General features: G+C 61.2%; 13 protein-coding genes. 9 read left to right on the forward strand and 4 right to left on the reverse strand.

All coding sequences use genetic code 11. From position 1 onward, the window contains the following. Window positions 1-418 precede the first annotated feature (418 nt). Window positions 419-2,134 carry an amidase gene (locus tag CKW19_RS26410; protein ID WP_095061232.1) on the forward strand — a complete coding sequence of 572 codons (1,716 nt, stop codon included), beginning with the start codon at window positions 419-421 and terminating at the stop codon, window positions 2,132-2,134. Between the two features lie 1,702 nt (window positions 2,135-3,836). On the opposite strand, the gene CKW19_RS26420 is transcribed toward CKW19_RS26410, so the two are convergent. Then, window positions 3,837-4,835 (reverse strand): bile acid:sodium symporter family protein, encoded by a 999-nt coding sequence (locus CKW19_RS26420; RefSeq protein ID WP_095061299.1) that lies wholly within the window; start codon window positions 4,833-4,835, stop codon window positions 3,837-3,839. A gap of 85 nt (window positions 4,836-4,920) precedes the next feature. Here CKW19_RS26420 and CKW19_RS26425 point away from each other — a divergent pair, with 85 nt between their 5' ends. Continuing rightward, entirely contained in the window at window positions 4,921-5,709 is a 789-nt protein-coding gene (locus CKW19_RS26425) for a helix-turn-helix domain-containing protein (protein ID WP_095061236.1), read from the forward strand. Between the two features lie 16 nt (window positions 5,710-5,725). On the opposite strand, the gene CKW19_RS26430 is transcribed toward CKW19_RS26425, so the two are convergent. Genes CKW19_RS26430 through CKW19_RS26440 form a run of 3 tightly spaced genes read right to left on the reverse strand, consistent with a single transcriptional unit; the run spans window position 5,726 to window position 8,557 of the window. Further along, entirely contained in the window at window positions 5,726-6,532 is an 807-nt protein-coding gene (locus CKW19_RS26430; protein WP_095061238.1) for a bifunctional 2-polyprenyl-6-hydroxyphenol methylase/3-demethylubiquinol 3-O-methyltransferase UbiG, read from the reverse strand. 28 nt (window positions 6,533-6,560) lie between these two features. Further along, entirely contained in the window at window positions 6,561-7,979 is a 1,419-nt protein-coding gene (locus tag CKW19_RS26435; RefSeq protein WP_095061240.1) for an FAD/NAD(P)-binding protein, read from the reverse strand. 14 nt (window positions 7,980-7,993) lie between these two features. Beyond that, a complete protein-coding gene (locus tag CKW19_RS26440) occupies window positions 7,994-8,557 on the reverse strand; it encodes a helix-turn-helix domain-containing protein (protein ID WP_095061242.1) in 564 nt (187 codons plus the stop codon). Between CKW19_RS26440 and CKW19_RS26445 the strand changes: the two genes are divergently transcribed. The 7 genes from CKW19_RS26445 to CKW19_RS26475 all read left to right on the forward strand — a co-directional run bounded on the left by CKW19_RS26445 (window position 8,552) and on the right by CKW19_RS26475 (window position 15,851). After that, a complete protein-coding gene (locus CKW19_RS26445; protein ID WP_095061247.1) occupies window positions 8,552-9,580 on the forward strand; it encodes a DMT family transporter in 1,029 nt (342 codons plus the stop codon). The two genes, CKW19_RS26440 and CKW19_RS26445, sit on opposite strands and share 6 nt — an antisense overlap. Window positions 9,581-9,793: 213 nt before the next feature. Next, window positions 9,794-12,712 carry a monovalent cation/H+ antiporter subunit A gene (locus CKW19_RS26450; protein ID WP_095061249.1) on the forward strand — a complete coding sequence of 973 codons (2,919 nt, stop codon included), beginning with the start codon at window positions 9,794-9,796 and terminating at the stop codon, window positions 12,710-12,712. After that, a complete protein-coding gene (locus CKW19_RS26455) occupies window positions 12,712-13,056 on the forward strand; it encodes a Na+/H+ antiporter subunit C (protein ID WP_007986256.1) in 345 nt (114 codons plus the stop codon). Before CKW19_RS26450 ends, CKW19_RS26455 begins: the two co-directional genes overlap by 1 nt. Then, window positions 13,053-14,732 carry a monovalent cation/H+ antiporter subunit D gene (locus CKW19_RS26460; RefSeq protein WP_095061251.1) on the forward strand — a complete coding sequence of 560 codons (1,680 nt, stop codon included), beginning with the start codon at window positions 13,053-13,055 and terminating at the stop codon, window positions 14,730-14,732. Before CKW19_RS26455 ends, CKW19_RS26460 begins: the two co-directional genes overlap by 4 nt. After that, window positions 14,729-15,217, forward strand: coding sequence for a Na+/H+ antiporter subunit E (locus tag CKW19_RS26465; RefSeq protein WP_095061253.1), 489 nt, complete (start codon window positions 14,729-14,731; stop codon window positions 15,215-15,217). Before CKW19_RS26460 ends, CKW19_RS26465 begins: the two co-directional genes overlap by 4 nt. Continuing rightward, window positions 15,214-15,492 (forward strand): K+/H+ antiporter subunit F, encoded by a 279-nt coding sequence (locus tag CKW19_RS26470; RefSeq protein ID WP_095061255.1) that lies wholly within the window; start codon window positions 15,214-15,216, stop codon window positions 15,490-15,492. Before CKW19_RS26465 ends, CKW19_RS26470 begins: the two co-directional genes overlap by 4 nt. Next, window positions 15,489-15,851 (forward strand): Na+/H+ antiporter subunit G, encoded by a 363-nt coding sequence (locus CKW19_RS26475; RefSeq protein ID WP_095061257.1) that lies wholly within the window; start codon window positions 15,489-15,491, stop codon window positions 15,849-15,851. Before CKW19_RS26470 ends, CKW19_RS26475 begins: the two co-directional genes overlap by 4 nt. Window positions 15,852-15,895: the final 44 nt, after the last annotated feature.

Below are 15,895 nucleotides of genomic sequence, written 5' to 3' on the forward strand. Positions count from 1 at the left end.
GTTGGCCAGAAGCCAAAGATGGCTTCCTCGAATAGGCCTTATACATAGATGCAACCGGGTAGCAGTGTTTAAAAAGCAGGTAGACAGTGGGGGCGAGTCCATACATAGGAGCGAGCCTGCTCGCGATGGTCGTGAACGATAACGCGTATAAGCTGAATGAACGCGGCGCACTGGAGTCCATCGCCAGCAAGCCGGCTCCTACAGTTCTCGGGAATGGGTGAAGTAGCTTTTTTCTGTCGCCTGTAAGATAAATTGGACAAGATATTCCTCTACTCCCGGTTTAATGCTAAATAGTGCTCAGTATTTTTAACACCCGACCCTGTCGCGCCAGACAGTGCAACGAGAATAACGATATGAAAGTCCATTTCGAGAAACGTGAAGTGTTTGGGACCCTCCACCTGCAATCGGCGGTGGCAGCATGATCGAAGTTACCGAAGTTTCCATTGCCGAGTTGCGCGCCGCGCTCGAATCCGGCCAGACCACGTCGGTTGAATTGGTGCAGGCGTATCTCGCCCGGATCGAGGCTTATGACGGTCCGCAAACACCCACCGCCCTCAACGCTGTCGTGGTGCACAACCCCGAAGCACTGGCCGAAGCTCAAGCGGCCGACGCCCGTCGCGCCAAGGGCGAAACACTCGGCCCGCTCGATGGCATCCCTTACACCGCCAAGGACAGTTATCTGGTCAAAGGGTTGACCGCCGCTTCGGGCAGCCCTGCGTTCAAAGATCTGGTCGCCTATCGCGATGCGTTCACTGTCGAGCGCCTGCGCGCCGGCGGCGCAATCTGCCTGGGCAAGACCAACATGCCGCCGATGGCCAATGGCGGCATGCAGCGCGGTGTCTACGGCCGTGCCGAAAGCCCGTACAACGCTGATTACCTCACCGCCCCTTTCGCCTCCGGTTCGTCGAACGGTGCCGGTACGGCGACCGCTGCCAGCTTCGCCGCATTCGGTCTGGCGGAAGAAACCTGGTCGAGCGGCCGAGGCCCGGCCTCGAACAACGGCTTGTGCGCCTACACGCCATCGCGTGGCGTGATTTCGGTACGCGGCAACTGGCCGCTGACCCCGACTATGGACGTGGTCGTGCCATTCGCCCGCACCATGGCCGACCTGCTCGAAGTGCTCGACGTGGTAGTGGCCGATGACCCGGACACTCGCGGTGACCTGTGGCGCTTGCAGCCTTGGGTGCCCATTCCTAAATCGTCGGAGGTACGTCCGGAATCCTATGCCTCGCTCGCGGCAAACAGCGAAGCGCTGAAGGGCAAGAAGTTCGGCGTCCCGCGCATGTACATCAACGCCGACCCTGAAGCCGGTACATCCGAGTCGCCGGGCATCGGTGGGCCGACCGGCCAACGCATCCACACCCGTCCTTCGGTGATCGGGCTGTGGGAACAGGCGCGCAAGGCCCTCGAAGCCGCTGGCGCCGAAGTGCTCGAAGTGGATTTCCCGCTGGTCTCCAATTGTGAAGGCGATCGTCCTGGCGCGCCGACCGTGTTCAATCGCGGCATCGTCTCCAAAGAATTTCTGCACCATGAACTGTGGGACCTGACGGCCTGGGCCTTCGATGATTTCCTGCAGGCCAACGGCGACCCGAAACTGAATCGCCTCGTTGATGTCGACGGCCCGCTGATTTTCCCTCACGACCCGGGCACCCTGCCCAACCGCGAAGGCGACCTGGCCGCTGGCATGGACGAATACGTACGCATGGCCGAACGCGGCATCACGCCGTGGGACCAGATTTCCACCGTGCCGGACGGTCTGCGCGGGCTGGAGAAAACCCGCAAGATCGATCTGGAAGACTGGATGGATCGTCTGAGCCTCGACGCGGTGCTGTTCCCGACAGTCGCCGATGTGGGCCCGGCGAATGCGGATGTCGATCCGAAGTCGGCGGATATCGCCTGGAGCAACGGGGTTTGGGTCGCCAACGGCAACCTCGCCATCCGTCACTTGGGCGTGCCAACGGTCACCGTGCCGATGGGCGTGATGCCAGACATCGGCATGCCGGTCGGCCTGACGTTTGCCGGTCGCGCCTATGACGACTCGTCGCTGCTGCACCTGGCGTCGGCGTTCGAATCGACCGGCAACAAGCGCATGATCCCGCCGCGCACTCCGCCATTGGCGGCTATCCAACGGTAATTTCAACGTAGCCACGCTCCCTTGTAGGAGCTGGCTTGCCAGCGATGGTCGTTAACGATAACGCGAGTGAACCGGATCAACGCGGCGCACTTGAGCCCATCGCCAGCAAGCCGGCTCCTACGGGTTTCCGGGATTGCGTGGTGAACCCAAAAAACGGACTGTAGGAGCTGGCTTGCCAGCGATGGTCGTTAACGATAACGCGAGTGAACCGGATCAACGCAGCGCACTTGAGTCCATCGCCAGCAAGCCGGCTCCTGCGGGTTTCCGGGATTGCGTGGTGAACCCCAAAAAAACGGACTGTAGGAGCTGGCTTGCCAGCGATGGGCGTTAACGATAACGCGAGTGAACCGGATCAACGCAGCGCACTTGAGTCCATCGCCAGCAAGCCGGCTCCTATGGTTTTTTGGGATTGGGTGGTGAACCCAAAAAACGGACTGTAGGAGCTGGCTTGCCAGCGATGGGCGTTAACGATAACGCGGGTGAACCGGATCAACGCAGCGCACTTGAGCCCATCGCCAGCAAGCCGGCTCCTATGGTTTTTTGGGATTGGGTGGTGAACCCCAAAAAAACGGACTGTAGGAGCTGGCTTGCCAGCGATGGTCGTTAACGATAACGCGGGTGAACTGGAAAACGCAGCGCACTTGAGTCCATCGCCAGCAAGCCGGCTCCTATGGTTTTTTGGGATTGCGTGGTGAACCCAAAAAACGGACTGTAGGAGCTGGCTTGCCAGCGATGGTCGTTAACGATAACGCGGGTGAACCGGATCAACGCAGCGCACTGGAGTCCATCGCCAGCAAGCCGGCTCCTACGGTTTTCCGGGATTACGTGGTGAACCCCAAAAAACGGACTGTAGGAGCTGGCTTGCCAGCGATGGTCGTTAACGATAACGCGGGTGAACCGGATCAACGCAGCGCACTTGAGCCCATCGCCAGCAAGCCGGCTCCTACGGGTTTTTGGGATTGGGTGGTGAACCCAAAAAACGGACTGTAGGAGCTGGCTTGCCAGCGATGGTCGTTAACGATAACGCGAGTGAACCGGATCAACGCGGCGCACTTGAGCCCATCGCCAGCAAGCCGGCTCCTACGGGTTTCCGGGATTGCGTGGTGAACCCAAAAAACGGACTGTAGGAGCTGGCTTGCCAGCGATGGTCGTTAACAATAACGCGGGTGAATCCGGATCAACGCGGCGCACTTGAGCCCATCGCCAGCAAGCCGGCTCCTACGGGTTTCCGGGATTGCGTGGTGAACCCAAAAAACGGACTGTAGGAGCTGGCTTGCCAGCGATGGTCGTTAACAATAACGCGGGTGAATCGGATCAACGCGGCGCACTTGAGCCCATCGCCAGCAAGCCGGCTCCTACGGGTTTCCGGGATTGCGTGGTGAACCCAAAAAACGGACTGTAGGAGCTGGCTTGCCAGCGATGGTCGTTAACAATAACGCGGGTGAATCGGATCAACGCGGCGCACTTGAGTCCATCGCCAGCAAGCCGGCTCCTATGGTTTTTTGGGATTGGGTGGTGAACCCAAAAAACGGACTGTAGGAGCTGGCTTGCCAGCGATGGGCGTTAACGATAACGCGGGTGAACCGGATCAACGCAGCGCACTTGAGCCCATCGCCAGCAAGCCGGCTCCTATGGTTTTTTGGGATTGGGTGGTGAACCCAAAAAAAGGGACTGGAGCGGCACAGGCTCCAGCCCCCATTCATCAGGGATCAACCTGGGCCATCAGCTCGGGAATCGATTCCGGCCGTTTGGCATAGCGCTGCGCCAACACTGCACACACCATCAATTGAATCTGGTGAAACAGCATCAGCGGCAAAATCAACAAGCCAATCGTGCTGCCAGCGAACAACACCTGTGCCATCGGCACGCCGGTCGCCAGGCTTTTCTTCGAACCGCAGAAAAGAATGGTGATGCGATCTTCCTGGTTGAAACCGAACGCTTTGCCGAGCACCGTCGACGCCAGCAACACCAGCGCCAGAACGATGCAGCAGACCACCACCAGCCCGACCAGGTCCAGCAACGGAATCTGGTGCCAGATGCCTTCGATCACCGCCTCACTGAATGCGCCGTAGACCACCAGCAGGATCGAACCCTGATCGACGAATTTCAGCCAGCTCTTGTTACGCGCCACCCAGTTGCCGATCCAGCGCCGCGCGATCTGCCCGGCAATGAACGGCAGCAACAACTGCACGCTGATCTTGAGGATCGCATCAAGGGTCGAACTTCCGTTGCCCTGAACATCCAGCAACAACGTCACGAGTAACGGCGTAAGGAAAATCCCGAACAGACTGGACGCCGCCGCGCTGCAAATCGCCGCCGGAATATTCCCCCGTGCCAGCGAGGTAAAGGCAATCGCCGATTGCACGGTGGCTGGTAGCGCACAGAGGTACAGCATGCCCATGTACAAATCGTCGCCGATCAGCGGCGACAGCAGCGGCTTGAGCGCCAGGCCCAAAATCGGGAACAACACAAAGGTCAGGCTGAACACCAGCAGGTGCAGGCGCCAATGCCCGGCACCGGCAATGATCGATTCACGGGACAATTTGGCGCCGTGCAGGAAAAACAGCAGGGCAATGGCAATGTTGGTCAGCCAGCCAAACCCGACCGCCACCTGACCGCTGGCAGGCAGCAGGCTGGCGAGAACCACCACGCCGATCAGGGTCAGGGTGAAGTTGTCGGGCAAAAAACGGGGGCGGGTCATGGCTTTGATCATCCGGGGGTTGCCAGTGCGTGAAAGCGACTCTAACGTGCCTGATCATTACCGACTAACGCCGATGAGCCAGCTGATGCCGCCTAAAGGACATGACAAGAGTGTTCGACGCAGTATTCCCGGGCTGTCCAGCCTGCCGCGACCGCTCTACGGTCGCACCGAATCACTGCCCAATCGCGCCCTGACCCGCCGCCACAGTCATCCGTGGGTGCAGCTGTCCTACGCGATTCAGGGTGTGCTGGAAATACAGACCGGCGTCGGGCGTTTCGTCGCCCCACCGGAGCGTGCGGTATGGATTCCGGCGGGCATGCCGCACCGGGTATTCAGCTCGCCACGTACCGAGATGCGCAGCTTGTATATCGATTGCAGCGTGTCGGCGTGGGCGCCACCGGGGTGTCATGTGCTGGGTGTCAGCGACCTGCTGCGCGAGTTGATCCGCGCTTTCAGCCAGATTCCGGTGGAGTACGATCAGAACGGGACGCACGGCCGGTTGGCTCAGGTGATTCTTGACCAGTTGGCGGAAGCGCCGCAGATCGATTTGATGCTGCCCCTGCCTCAGGACAGTCGCTTGCGGCAAATCGCCCAAAGCCTGGAATCACACCCGGAGCAACAAACCACGCTCAGTCACTGGAGCGAGAAATTCGGCGTGACCGAGAAAACCCTCAGCCGCCTGTTCCAGCGCGACACCGGCCTGACGTTCCGCGCCTGGCGTCAGCGCTTGCGCTTGCTCGGTGCGCTGACGCCGCTGGAGCAAGGTGAGCGAGTCACCGACGTGGCGCTCGCGTGCGGCTACGATTCGACGTCGGCGTTTATCGCCGCTTTTCGTCAGCAGTTTGGTGAAACGCCCGGAGAGTTCTTCCGTTGAACACGCCAATTCATGATCAGCCCTTCACCACCACCCACGTGAAACACATCGGCATCTGCGCCTCTTGCCGCTCATAGCGGTCATAGCGTTCTTCGCGGTTGGAGTGCGGGTATTCCTTGAAGTGCTTGATCTGCAACCCGGCCGCAATGGCCGCGCTGAACAAGTCACCCAAGGTGTGGACGAACCAATAAGACGGCGCAGCGGGTTGTTCGACCTTGCCTTCGTAGACGATCGGCTCGTGCTGCACGAAAGGCTCTTGGCGAAAGTATGAAGTGGCCAGGCGAAAAGGATCGCTAGCCTCAGGGTCGAGCATTTCCAGGAACGGGTGGGTTTCATACACCACCAGCGCACCACCCGGTTTCAGGGTGCGCGCCACATGGTGGAAGAACTCGCCAATGTCCGGCATCCAGTTCAAGACGCCGATGGTGATCAGCGCCACGTCGAAGCGTGCATGCAGTTCAACGGGCAAATGGTGGATGTCGGCCTCGATGAATTGCGGCGCATGAGGTGAGCGCGTTGCCAGTTCCCGCGCCTGCTCGAGAAAAGCGCCGGACTGGTCGACGCCCACCACATGGCGTGCGCCCAACGCAAACAACGACAGGCTTTCGCGGCCGTTGTTGCAGCCCAGTTGCACCACGTCCTTGCCCTCGACACCGACCTGTATCAGCAGCTCCGTCAGGGTCTCATCCAGGCAGGAAAAATCCGTCTGCTCCACTGCGCACAACAAGGGCTGCCAGTCAGGGCTGTCTTTGTGATGGCGAGCGGAGTCATTCCAGGCCTCGCGATTACTCGCGATGGCGTTTTCTTTTGTCGACATTTCCATTGTCCCTCTATAGGAGCGAGCCTCCCGGTTAGCGAGTTTCGCCGAGAACAAGCCGCTCGGCCAGTGCCTTGGCTTGACTCGCCACATCCGTCACCGCAGTGCTTTCCCACCACATGCCGCGTAACGGCGGGCCCATGGCAAACAATCGGCTGGCAGCCTCACCATCGGCGTTCAACACAGCGCCGTCCACTTCGGCAGCAATCCCCAACGCCAACGGCCCCGGCTGAACCAGCCCGCGGGCCAGCAGTTGCCGGGGCAGCGGGCGTGCGACCCGGCGCCAATCGTATTCGATGCCGCTGGAGTTGATCAGCGCAGCACCCGTAACGACACAGGATTGCACGTCACCGCGACGACGCAGGCGAATGCTCACCTCCTGGCCGGTTGAAGGCTCGAGCCCCTTGAACGAAGCGGCATGAATACTCAATCGACCTTCTTTATATAAGCGCGCGACCAATTCGGCGCTCAGCGGTGGAGAGCGATGGTGATGACTTTCCCACCATGGCCGCACATGCCGTACAAACTGTCGCCGCTGCACGTCGCTCGCCTGATGCCACAGACGGCCGATATGCGCGCGCACCGTGTCCAGCGGCGCCTGCCAGTCGATGCCTTGGGCAATGGCGTCCCGGCAGTGCCGACGCAGTTCGCGCATGAGCTGACGCGGGCTTCGGATGCTGTAGTCCTCGGCGAGAAAATCCACCCACGCCGGAGGCTGGCGGCGCACGTGGGGCAGCAGGCCATGGCGGGAAAACACCTCGATCGGCCCACGATGACCGGCCTGCTCCAGCGAAACCACGGCATCGACCATGGTCAGGCCCGAACCGATGATCAACACCGTCGACTGCGGGTCGAGTTGTCGCATCGTCGCGACATCCCATGGATCGAGTGCGGCGGCGTTGAGGCCACTGGATTCGGTTTGCGGCGTCCGCGCGGCGGGGAACATTCCCGTGGCCAGCACCGCAAAGGCGCCCTGCAAGCGTCGACCATCATTCAAGGTCAGGTGCACGGTCTCGGCATCGGTGCGCAAATCGACTGCTTCGGCCCGAACGTGTTCGACCGTCGAGCCGTTCAACGCACCCACCGCCCGTGCCTCTTGCAGACGCTGCTGCGCGTACAGACCGAAAATCCCCCGGGGCGGGAACAGCTCACTGATGGGCACCGGCTGCTGATCCGACTCCGGCCAGCCGCCCTCGGCGATGTATTGCGTCAACCATTGGGTGAGGTCATCGGCATTGTCCGGATCGACGCTCATCCGCGCCGCGTTGCCATTAAGCGTATGCCCCAGTTCCACGGCACTGTAAGCCTCGCCCCGCCCGAGCTCGGCACGGGGTTCGATCACCAACACCCGGCGTTTTCCCGGCAGACGCAGCAACTGCACCGCCAGCATCGTGCCGCTGAGGCCACCGCCAACAATCAGGATGTCTGCGTCATTGTTCAAGCTCTGGCTCATCGTGCACTTCCTGTTCAGATCACCACATTTCGCACAAACCGCGCCGCCGCTGCCCCATCGTTGCGATAGCAGTGCGGCTGGTTGCTGGCAAACATGAAAAACTCACCTGCTGCAATATGATTGGCCACTTCGCCGAGCATGACGGTCAGGCAGCCTTCGAACACATAGATCTGCTCGCTCCAGCCGTCAGCGTCCGGTTCCGACGGGTAAATTTCACCCGGTTGCAGGCACCATTCCCACTGTTCCACTTCCCGGCTGGCGGTGGCCTTGGACAGCAGCACCGCTTTACTGCCGAGGATGGTTCCGGTCCAGGCCAGTTCATTGATGCGGCTGTGGTCGCGGACTTCGGGTGCCTGGATCAAATCGCTGAACGCCACGTCGAGGGCTTCGGCCACGCGGTCGAGTGTGGTCAGGCTGACATTTTTTTCACCCGCCTCGATCGCCACCAGCATGCGACGACTGACACCGGACTTTTCCGCCAATGCGGTTTGGCTCAAATCGGCCGCATGACGCAGGCGCCGGACATTCTGGCTGACGTGCTGGAGGACCGAAGCCCGCGGGGGAGAATCTTTGTGCACTATATTGCTCACTCGGTGGGGTTGGGCAGTATACTGCGCAACATTCGACGCATTGTGCGTCCCTCTCAAGTAGCGTGCAAGAACATGACGTCGGTGAATTCCCCCCAAGCTTCCTCCCGTTTCATCAGGCTGAGCAAGGCCGAATGCGTGCTGGTGCTGATCACTATGGTCTGGGGCGGCACCTTCCTTCTGGTGCAACATGCGATGACCGTCAGCGGTCCGATGTTTTTCGTCGGCCTGCGCTTTGCCGCCGCAGCGATCATTGTCGCCCTGTTTTCCTGGCGTCACCTGCGCCACCTGACACGGTTCGAACTCAAGGCAGGGTCATTCATTGGCGCGGCGATCATGCTCGGCTACGGTTTGCAGACCGTCGGATTGCAGAGTATTCCCAGCAGCCAGTCGGCGTTCATTACCGCCCTGTACGTGCCCTTCGTGCCGCTGCTGCAATGGCTGGTGCTGGGGCGACGTCCGGGGCTGATGCCCAGCATCGGCATCATGCTGGCCTTTACCGGTTTGATGCTGCTGTCCGGGCCATCCGGGGCTTCTTTCAACTTCAGCCCCGGTGAAATCGCCACGTTGATCAGCGCGGTGGCGATTGCCGCAGAGATCATTCTGATCAGCACCTATGCCGGACAGGTCGATGTGCGTCGAGTGACCGTAGTGCAACTGGCCGTCACTTCGGTGCTGTCGTTCCTGTTGGTAGTGCCGACCAACGAGGCGATTCCTGACTTCTCATGGCTGCTGTTATGCAGCGCACTGGGCCTCGGCGCGGCGAGTGCAGCTATCCAGGTAGCAATGAACTGGGCACAGAAGAGCGTTTCGCCGACCCGCGCAACGCTGATCTACGCCGGTGAGCCGGTGTGGGCCGGCATCGTCGGGCGCATTGCGGGCGAACGGCTGCCGTCAATCGCCTTGCTCGGGGCCGGGTTGATTGTCGCGGCGGTGATTGTCAGTGAGTTGAAGACCAAGGGTAAGGCCGCTGCAGACGTTGGCGAATCGCTGGAGCGCGAACGCAGTCATTAACAGGATCAAAAGATCGCAGCCTTCGGCAGCGCCTACAGAGGGTTCCATACATCTGTAGGCGCTGCCGAAGGCTGCGATCTTTTTTGGCGGACAGGAAACAATGTGAATCAGGGCTTTTCCGTCTACCGTGTAGGATTCTGCGACAGCTTGGCGTTTGGTGATCGGGGAGCTGGCACGTATGATGCTTCACAAACTTCCGCAGATTAGAAGCCTATGTCCCTGATAGTTCTACTGCTTCTGCCTTTCATCGGCAGCTGTTTGGCGGCCGTGCTGCCGCACAATGCGCGTAACGCAGAATCCCTGCTGGCAGGTCTGATCGCCTTGATCGGTACCGTCCAGGTCGCGTTCCTGTACCCGCAGATTGCCGACGGCGGCGTGATTCGCGAAGAATTCTTCTGGCTGCCCAGCCTGGGCTTGAACTTCGTCCTGCGCATGGACGGCTTCGCCTGGCTGTTTTCGATGCTGGTGCTGGGCATCGGCACACTGGTGTCGTTGTACGCCCGCTACTACATGTCGCCGGACGATCCGGTGCCGCGCTTCTTTGCGTTTTTCCTCGCCTTCATGGGCGCCATGCTCGGGCTGGTGATCTCCGGCAACCTGATCCAGATCGTGTTTTTCTGGGAGCTGACCAGCCTCTTCTCGTTCCTGTTGATCGGCTATTGGCACCATCGCGCTGATGCACGTCGCGGTGCCTACATGGCACTGATGGTCACCGGCGCGGGCGGTTTATGCTTGCTGGCGGGGGTCATGATCCTCGGCCATGTGGTCGGCAGCTATGACCTGGACAAGGTCCTGGCCGCCGGCGACCTGATTCGTGCCCATGCCCTCTACCCCATTCTGCTACCCCTGATCCTGATCGGCGCCTTGAGCAAAAGTGCGCAATTCCCCTTCCACTTCTGGCTGCCCCACGCGATGGCCGCGCCGACGCCCGTCTCGGCGTATCTGCACTCGGCGACCATGGTCAAGGCCGGGGTGTTTCTACTCGCGCGGCTATGGCCGTCGCTTTCGGGCAGTGAAGAATGGTTCTACATCGTCAGCGGCGCCGGTGCCTGTACGCTGTTGCTCGGCGCGTATTGCGCGATGTTCCAGAACGACCTCAAGGGTCTGCTCGCGTACTCGACCATCAGCCACCTAGGCCTGATTACCCTGCTGCTTGGCCTGAACAGCCCACTGGCCGCCGTCGCGGCGGTGTTCCACATCCTCAACCACGCCACCTTCAAAGCCTCGCTGTTCATGGCGGCCGGCATCATCGACCATGAAAGCGGTACACGTGACATTCGCAGGCTCAGTGGCCTGTACAAGCTGATGCCGTTTACCGCGACCCTGGCCATGGTCGCCAGCGCCTCGATGGCCGGGGTGCCCTTGCTCAACGGCTTCCTGTCGAAAGAAATGTTCTTCGCCGAAACCGTGTTCATCAACGCCACCCGCTGGGTCGAATTGAGCTTGCCGATTGTGGCGACCATCGCCGGCACCTTCAGCGTGGCCTACTCCCTGCGCTTCACCGTGGACGTTTTCTACGGCCCGACCGCGACCGACCTGCCACACACACCCCACGAACCACCGCGCTGGATGCGTGCACCGGTTGAGCTGCTGGTGTTGACGTGCCTGATCGTCGGGATTTTTCCGGCACAAGTGGTCGGTCCGTTGCTCGCTGCCGCCGCGCAACCGGTGGTCGGCGGTACGCTGCCGGAGTACAGCCTGGCCATCTGGCACGGATTGAACGCTCCGATGATCATGAGTCTGATCGCGCTGGGCTGCGGCACCCTGCTTTATCTGCTACTGAGCAATCAGCTCAAGCGCGGCCGCTTCAACGGTCCGCCACTGATAGGCCGCCTGGACGGCAAGCGTCTGTTCGAACGCAGCCTTGTGGTGATGATGCGTCTGGCCCGTCGCCTGGAGCGGCACCTGGGCACCCATCGCCTGCAGGCCCAGTTGTTTTTGGTCGTGCTTGCGGCGGTGCTGGCCGGGCTCATCCCGATGCTGCACAGCAGCCTGGTTTGGGGCGACCGACCGAAAATCCCGGGTTCGATCGTCTTCGTCACGCTGTGGTTGCTGGCAATCGTCTGTGCGCTGGGCGCAGCGTACCAGGCCAAGTATCACCGGCTTGCGGCCCTGACCATGGTCAGCGTCTGCGGCCTGATGACCTGCGTCACCTTCGTGTGGTTCTCGGCGCCGGACCTGGCGCTGACGCAACTGGCGGTCGAAGTGGTGACCACCGTGTTGATCCTGCTGGGCTTGCGCTGGTTGCCGCGACGAATTGAAGAAGTTTCGCCGCTGCCCGGCAGCCTGCGTCGCGCCCGGGTGCGGCGCATCCGCGACTTGCTGCTGTCGACGGCCGTCGGCGTGGGCATGGCACTGCTGTCCTATGCAATGCTGACGCGCCAGACGCCCAACGATATTTCTTCGTTCTACTTGAGTCGCGCCCTCCCCGAGGGTGGCGGCAGCAACGTGGTCAACGTGATGCTGGTGGATTTCCGTGGTTTCGACACCCTCGGCGAAATCACCGTACTGGTCGCCGTGGCCCTGACCGTGTTCGCCCTGCTGCGTCGCTTCCGCCCACCGAAAGAAAGCCTCCAGTTACCGGCCCAACAACGCTTGCTCGCCCCGGACGTGGTCACCGACCTGGTCAACCCGCGCCACGCCAGCGACACCGCGCTCGGCTTCATGATGGTGCCTGCGGTGCTGGCGCGCCTGCTGTTGCCGGTTGCACTGGTGGTGTCGTTCTACCTGTTCATGCGCGGACACAATCAGCCAGGTGGCGGTTTTGTCGCCGGGCTGGTGATGTCGGTCGCATTCATCCTGCAATACATGGTCGCCGGTACGCAGTGGGTCGAAGCGCAAATGAGCCTGCGCCCGCTGCGCTGGATGGGCACGGGACTGTTGATTGCCACGGCCACAGGCCTGGGGGCGATGGTCGTCGGCTATCCGTTCCTGACCACTCATACCTGGCATTTCGATCTGCCGCTGCTGGGTGACATTCATCTCGCCAGCGCGTTGTTCTTCGACATCGGCGTGTACGGCGTGGTGGTCGGCTCGACCCTGTTGATCCTCACCGCCCTTGCCCACCAATCGGTCCGTGGACACAAAACCGCTGCCCAGCCTAAATCCGTTGCCGCCAAGGGAGCCGCCTGATGGAAGAAGTCATCGCAATCGCCATCGGCGTACTGGCCGCCTCCGGCGTCTGGCTGATCCTGCGGCCACGGACATTCCAGGTGGTCATGGGCCTGTGCCTGCTGTCGTATGGCGTCAATCTGTTCATCTTCAGCATGGGCAGCCTGTTCATCGGCAAAGAGCCGATCATCAAGGACGGCGTGCCCCAGGACCTGTTGCACTACACCGACCCGTTGCCGCAAGCGCTGGTGCTGACCGCCATCGTCATCAGCTTCGCCATGACCGCGCTGTTCCTGGTGGTGCTGCTGGCATCCCGTGGCCTGACCGGCACCGACCATGTGGATGGCCGGGAGCCTAAGGAATGATGGCGATGAACCACCTGATCGTCGCACCGATCCTGCTGCCCCTGCTGACGGCCGCGATCATGCTGATGCTCGGCGAAAAGCACCGACCGCTGAAGGCCAAAATCAACCTGCTCTCCAGCCTGATCGGGCTGGGCATTGCCGTGGCGCTGCTGCAGTGGACGCAAACCACAGACGTGCCGGGGTCCATTGGCGTTTACCTGCCGAGTAACTGGCAGGTGCCCTTTGGCCTGGTGTTGGTGGTTGATCGCCTGTCGGCATTGATGTTGGTGCTGACCGGCATCATTGGTGTCAGCGCGCTGCTGTTCGCCATGGCACGCTGGGACAGTGCCGGTTCGAGTTTCCACGCGCTGTTCCAGATCCAGCTGATGGGCTTGTACGGGGCCTTCCTCACAGCGGACCTGTTCAACCTGTTCGTGTTTTTTGAAGTCCTGCTGGCCGCGTCCTACGGCCTGATGCTGCACGGCTCGGGCCGGGCACGGGTGTCGTCGGGGTTGCATTACATCACGATCAACCTGTTGGCCTCGTCGCTGTTCCTGATTGGCGCGGCGCTGATCTACGGCGTCACCGGCACGCTGAACATGGCCGATCTGGCGCAGAAAATCCCGTTGGTGGCGCAAGCCGATCGCGGGCTTTTGCATGCCGGCGCGGGGATTCTGGCGGTGGCATTCCTGGCCAAGGCCGGGATGTGGCCGCTGAATTTCTGGCTGGTACCGGCCTACTCCTCAGCGAGCGCGCCAGTCGCGGCGATGTTCGCGATCATGACCAAGGTGGGCGTCTACACCTTGCTGCGTTTGTGGACGCTGTTGTTCTCCGCCCAGGCCGGCGCGTCGGCGTTTTATGGCGGCGACTGGTTGATTTACGGCGGCATGGCGACCATCGTCTGTGCGGCCATCGCGACACTCGCCACCCAACGCCTGGAGCGCATGGCCAGCTTGAGCATTCTGGTATCGGCGGGGATTCTGTTGTCGGCCATCGGTTTCGCCCAACCGAACCTCGTAGGATCGGCGCTGTTCTACCTGGTCAGCTCGACGCTGGCGTTGAGCGCCTTGTTCATGCTGGCCGAACTGATCGAGCGCTCGCGGTCGGCCAATGAACTGCTGCTGGAAGACGAAACGGAACTGCTGCCGCGTCCTCTGGAATCCCTGCATCCGCCCAAAGGCATCAACCTTGATGACGAGCAGAAAGCCGTGGTCGGCCAGGTGATTCCCTGGACCATGGCCTTTCTCGGCTTGAGCTTCATCGCCTGCGCCTTGCTGATCATCGGCATGCCGCCGCTCTCGGGGTTTATCGGCAAACTCGGCCTGCTCAACGCCCTGCTTAATCCACAAGGCCTGGGCCATATCGGGGTGATCTCGACCGCCGCCTGGGGACTGCTGGTGCTGTTGATCCTGTCGGGGCTGGCCTCGCTCGTCACCTTCTCGCGCCAGGGCATCCAGCGCTTCTGGACGCCAGCAGAGCGACCATCGCCCGTGTTGCGACGCCTCGAGTGCATTCCCATCTTCGCCCTGCTGGGCTTGAGCATCCTGCTGACTTTCAAGGCCGAACCGCTGTTGCGCTACACCCAGGCTGCCGCCGACGCCTTGAACAACCCGCAGCAGTACGTCACGGCGGTGCTCGAAACCCGTGTCGTGCCGAACCCGCAAGACAAGGCTGGCGCGCAGGAGGTGCAACCGTGAAGCGTCTGTTTCCTGCGCCGTGGTTATCGCTGGCATTGTGGTTGTTGTGGTTGCTGCTGAATCTGTCGATGACACCCGGCAATCTGCTGCTGGGTGGAGTGCTGGCTTACTGCGCACCGCTGATGATGCGCAGATTGCGCCCCTTGCCGGTACGCATTCGCCGCCCCGGCGTCATCCTGCATTTAATCCTGATCGTCGGTCGTGACGTACTGGTATCCAATTTCGCGGTGGCCTGGGGCGTGCTTAACGCGGGCCGCCGTCCGCCCCGCTCCCGCTTCATCAAAGTGCCGCTGGACCTGCGCGACGCCAACGGCCTCGCGGCATTGTCGATGATCACCACCGTGGTCCCGGGCACGGTCTGGTCTGAGCTGGCGCTGGACCGCAGCGTCCTGCTCTTGCACGTGTTCGATCTGGACGACGAGGCGCGGTTCATCCAGCACTTCAAGACGACCTACGAACGTCCGTTGATGGAGATCTTCGAATGAGCCCATTACTGTCGAACGCGATCCTGCTGAGCCTGTTCCTGCTTTCTCTGGCGATGATCCTGACCCTGGTCCGGTTGTTCAAGGGGCCGTCGGCCCAGGACCGGGTACTCGCGCTGGATTATCTGTACATCGTCGCGATGCTGATGATGCTGGCGCTGGGCATTCGTTATGCCAGCGACACGTACTTCGAGGCGGCGCTGCTGATTGCGCTGTTCGGCTTCGTTGGCTCGTTTGCTCTGGCGAAATTCCTGCTGCGTGGCGAGGTCATCGAATGAACATGGAACTGTCGTTGTGGGTAGAAATCCCGGTGGCGATCCTGCTGGTCTTAAGCGGTCTCTTCGCGCTGATCGGCGCCATCGGTCTGTTGCGCATGAAGGACTACTTCCAGCGCATGCACCCACCGGCGCTGGCTTCGACATTGGGCGCCTGGTGCGTGGCATTGGCGTCGATCATTTATTTTTCGGCGCTCAAGTCCGGGCCGGTGTTGCACGCCTGGCTGATCCCGATCCTGTTGTCGGTCACCGTGCCGGTAACCACGTTGTTGCTGGCGCGGGCGGCGTTGTTCCGCAAACGCATGGCCGGGGATGATGTGCCGGCCGAAGTGAGCAGTCGGCGAACGGAAAGCGGCGGCTAGTTGAGGATTTGTGTTGCCGCGATGCGGCCTGCCCGGCCACTAAA

The organism is Pseudomonas sp. Irchel s3f7 (assembly GCF_900187615.1).
GTDB lineage: Bacteria > Pseudomonadota > Gammaproteobacteria > Pseudomonadales > Pseudomonadaceae > Aquipseudomonas.

Excerpts from the sequence above, each read along its gene's own strand:
- CKW19_RS26430 (WP_095061238.1), bottom strand. The coding sequence starts at position 6,532 with ATGGAAATGTCGACAAAAGAAAACGCCATCGCGAGTAATCGCGAGGCC.
- CKW19_RS26450 (WP_095061249.1), top strand. The coding sequence starts at position 9,794 with ATGTCCCTGATAGTTCTACTGCTTCTGCCTTTCATCGGCAGCTGTTTG.
- CKW19_RS26410 (WP_095061232.1), top strand. The coding sequence starts at position 419 with ATGATCGAAGTTACCGAAGTTTCCATTGCCGAGTTGCGCGCCGCGCTC.
- CKW19_RS26460 (WP_095061251.1), top strand. The coding sequence starts at position 13,053 with ATGATGGCGATGAACCACCTGATCGTCGCACCGATCCTGCTGCCCCTG.
- CKW19_RS26425 (WP_095061236.1), top strand. The coding sequence starts at position 4,921 with ATGCCGCCTAAAGGACATGACAAGAGTGTTCGACGCAGTATTCCCGGG.
- CKW19_RS26470 (WP_095061255.1), top strand. The coding sequence starts at position 15,214 with ATGAGCCCATTACTGTCGAACGCGATCCTGCTGAGCCTGTTCCTGCTT.
- CKW19_RS26475 (WP_095061257.1), top strand. The coding sequence starts at position 15,489 with ATGAACATGGAACTGTCGTTGTGGGTAGAAATCCCGGTGGCGATCCTG.
- CKW19_RS26420 (WP_095061299.1), bottom strand. The coding sequence starts at position 4,835 with ATGACCCGCCCCCGTTTTTTGCCCGACAACTTCACCCTGACCCTGATC.
- CKW19_RS26435 (WP_095061240.1), bottom strand. The coding sequence starts at position 7,979 with ATGAGCCAGAGCTTGAACAATGACGCAGACATCCTGATTGTTGGCGGT.
- CKW19_RS26455 (WP_007986256.1), top strand. The coding sequence starts at position 12,712 with ATGGAAGAAGTCATCGCAATCGCCATCGGCGTACTGGCCGCCTCCGGC.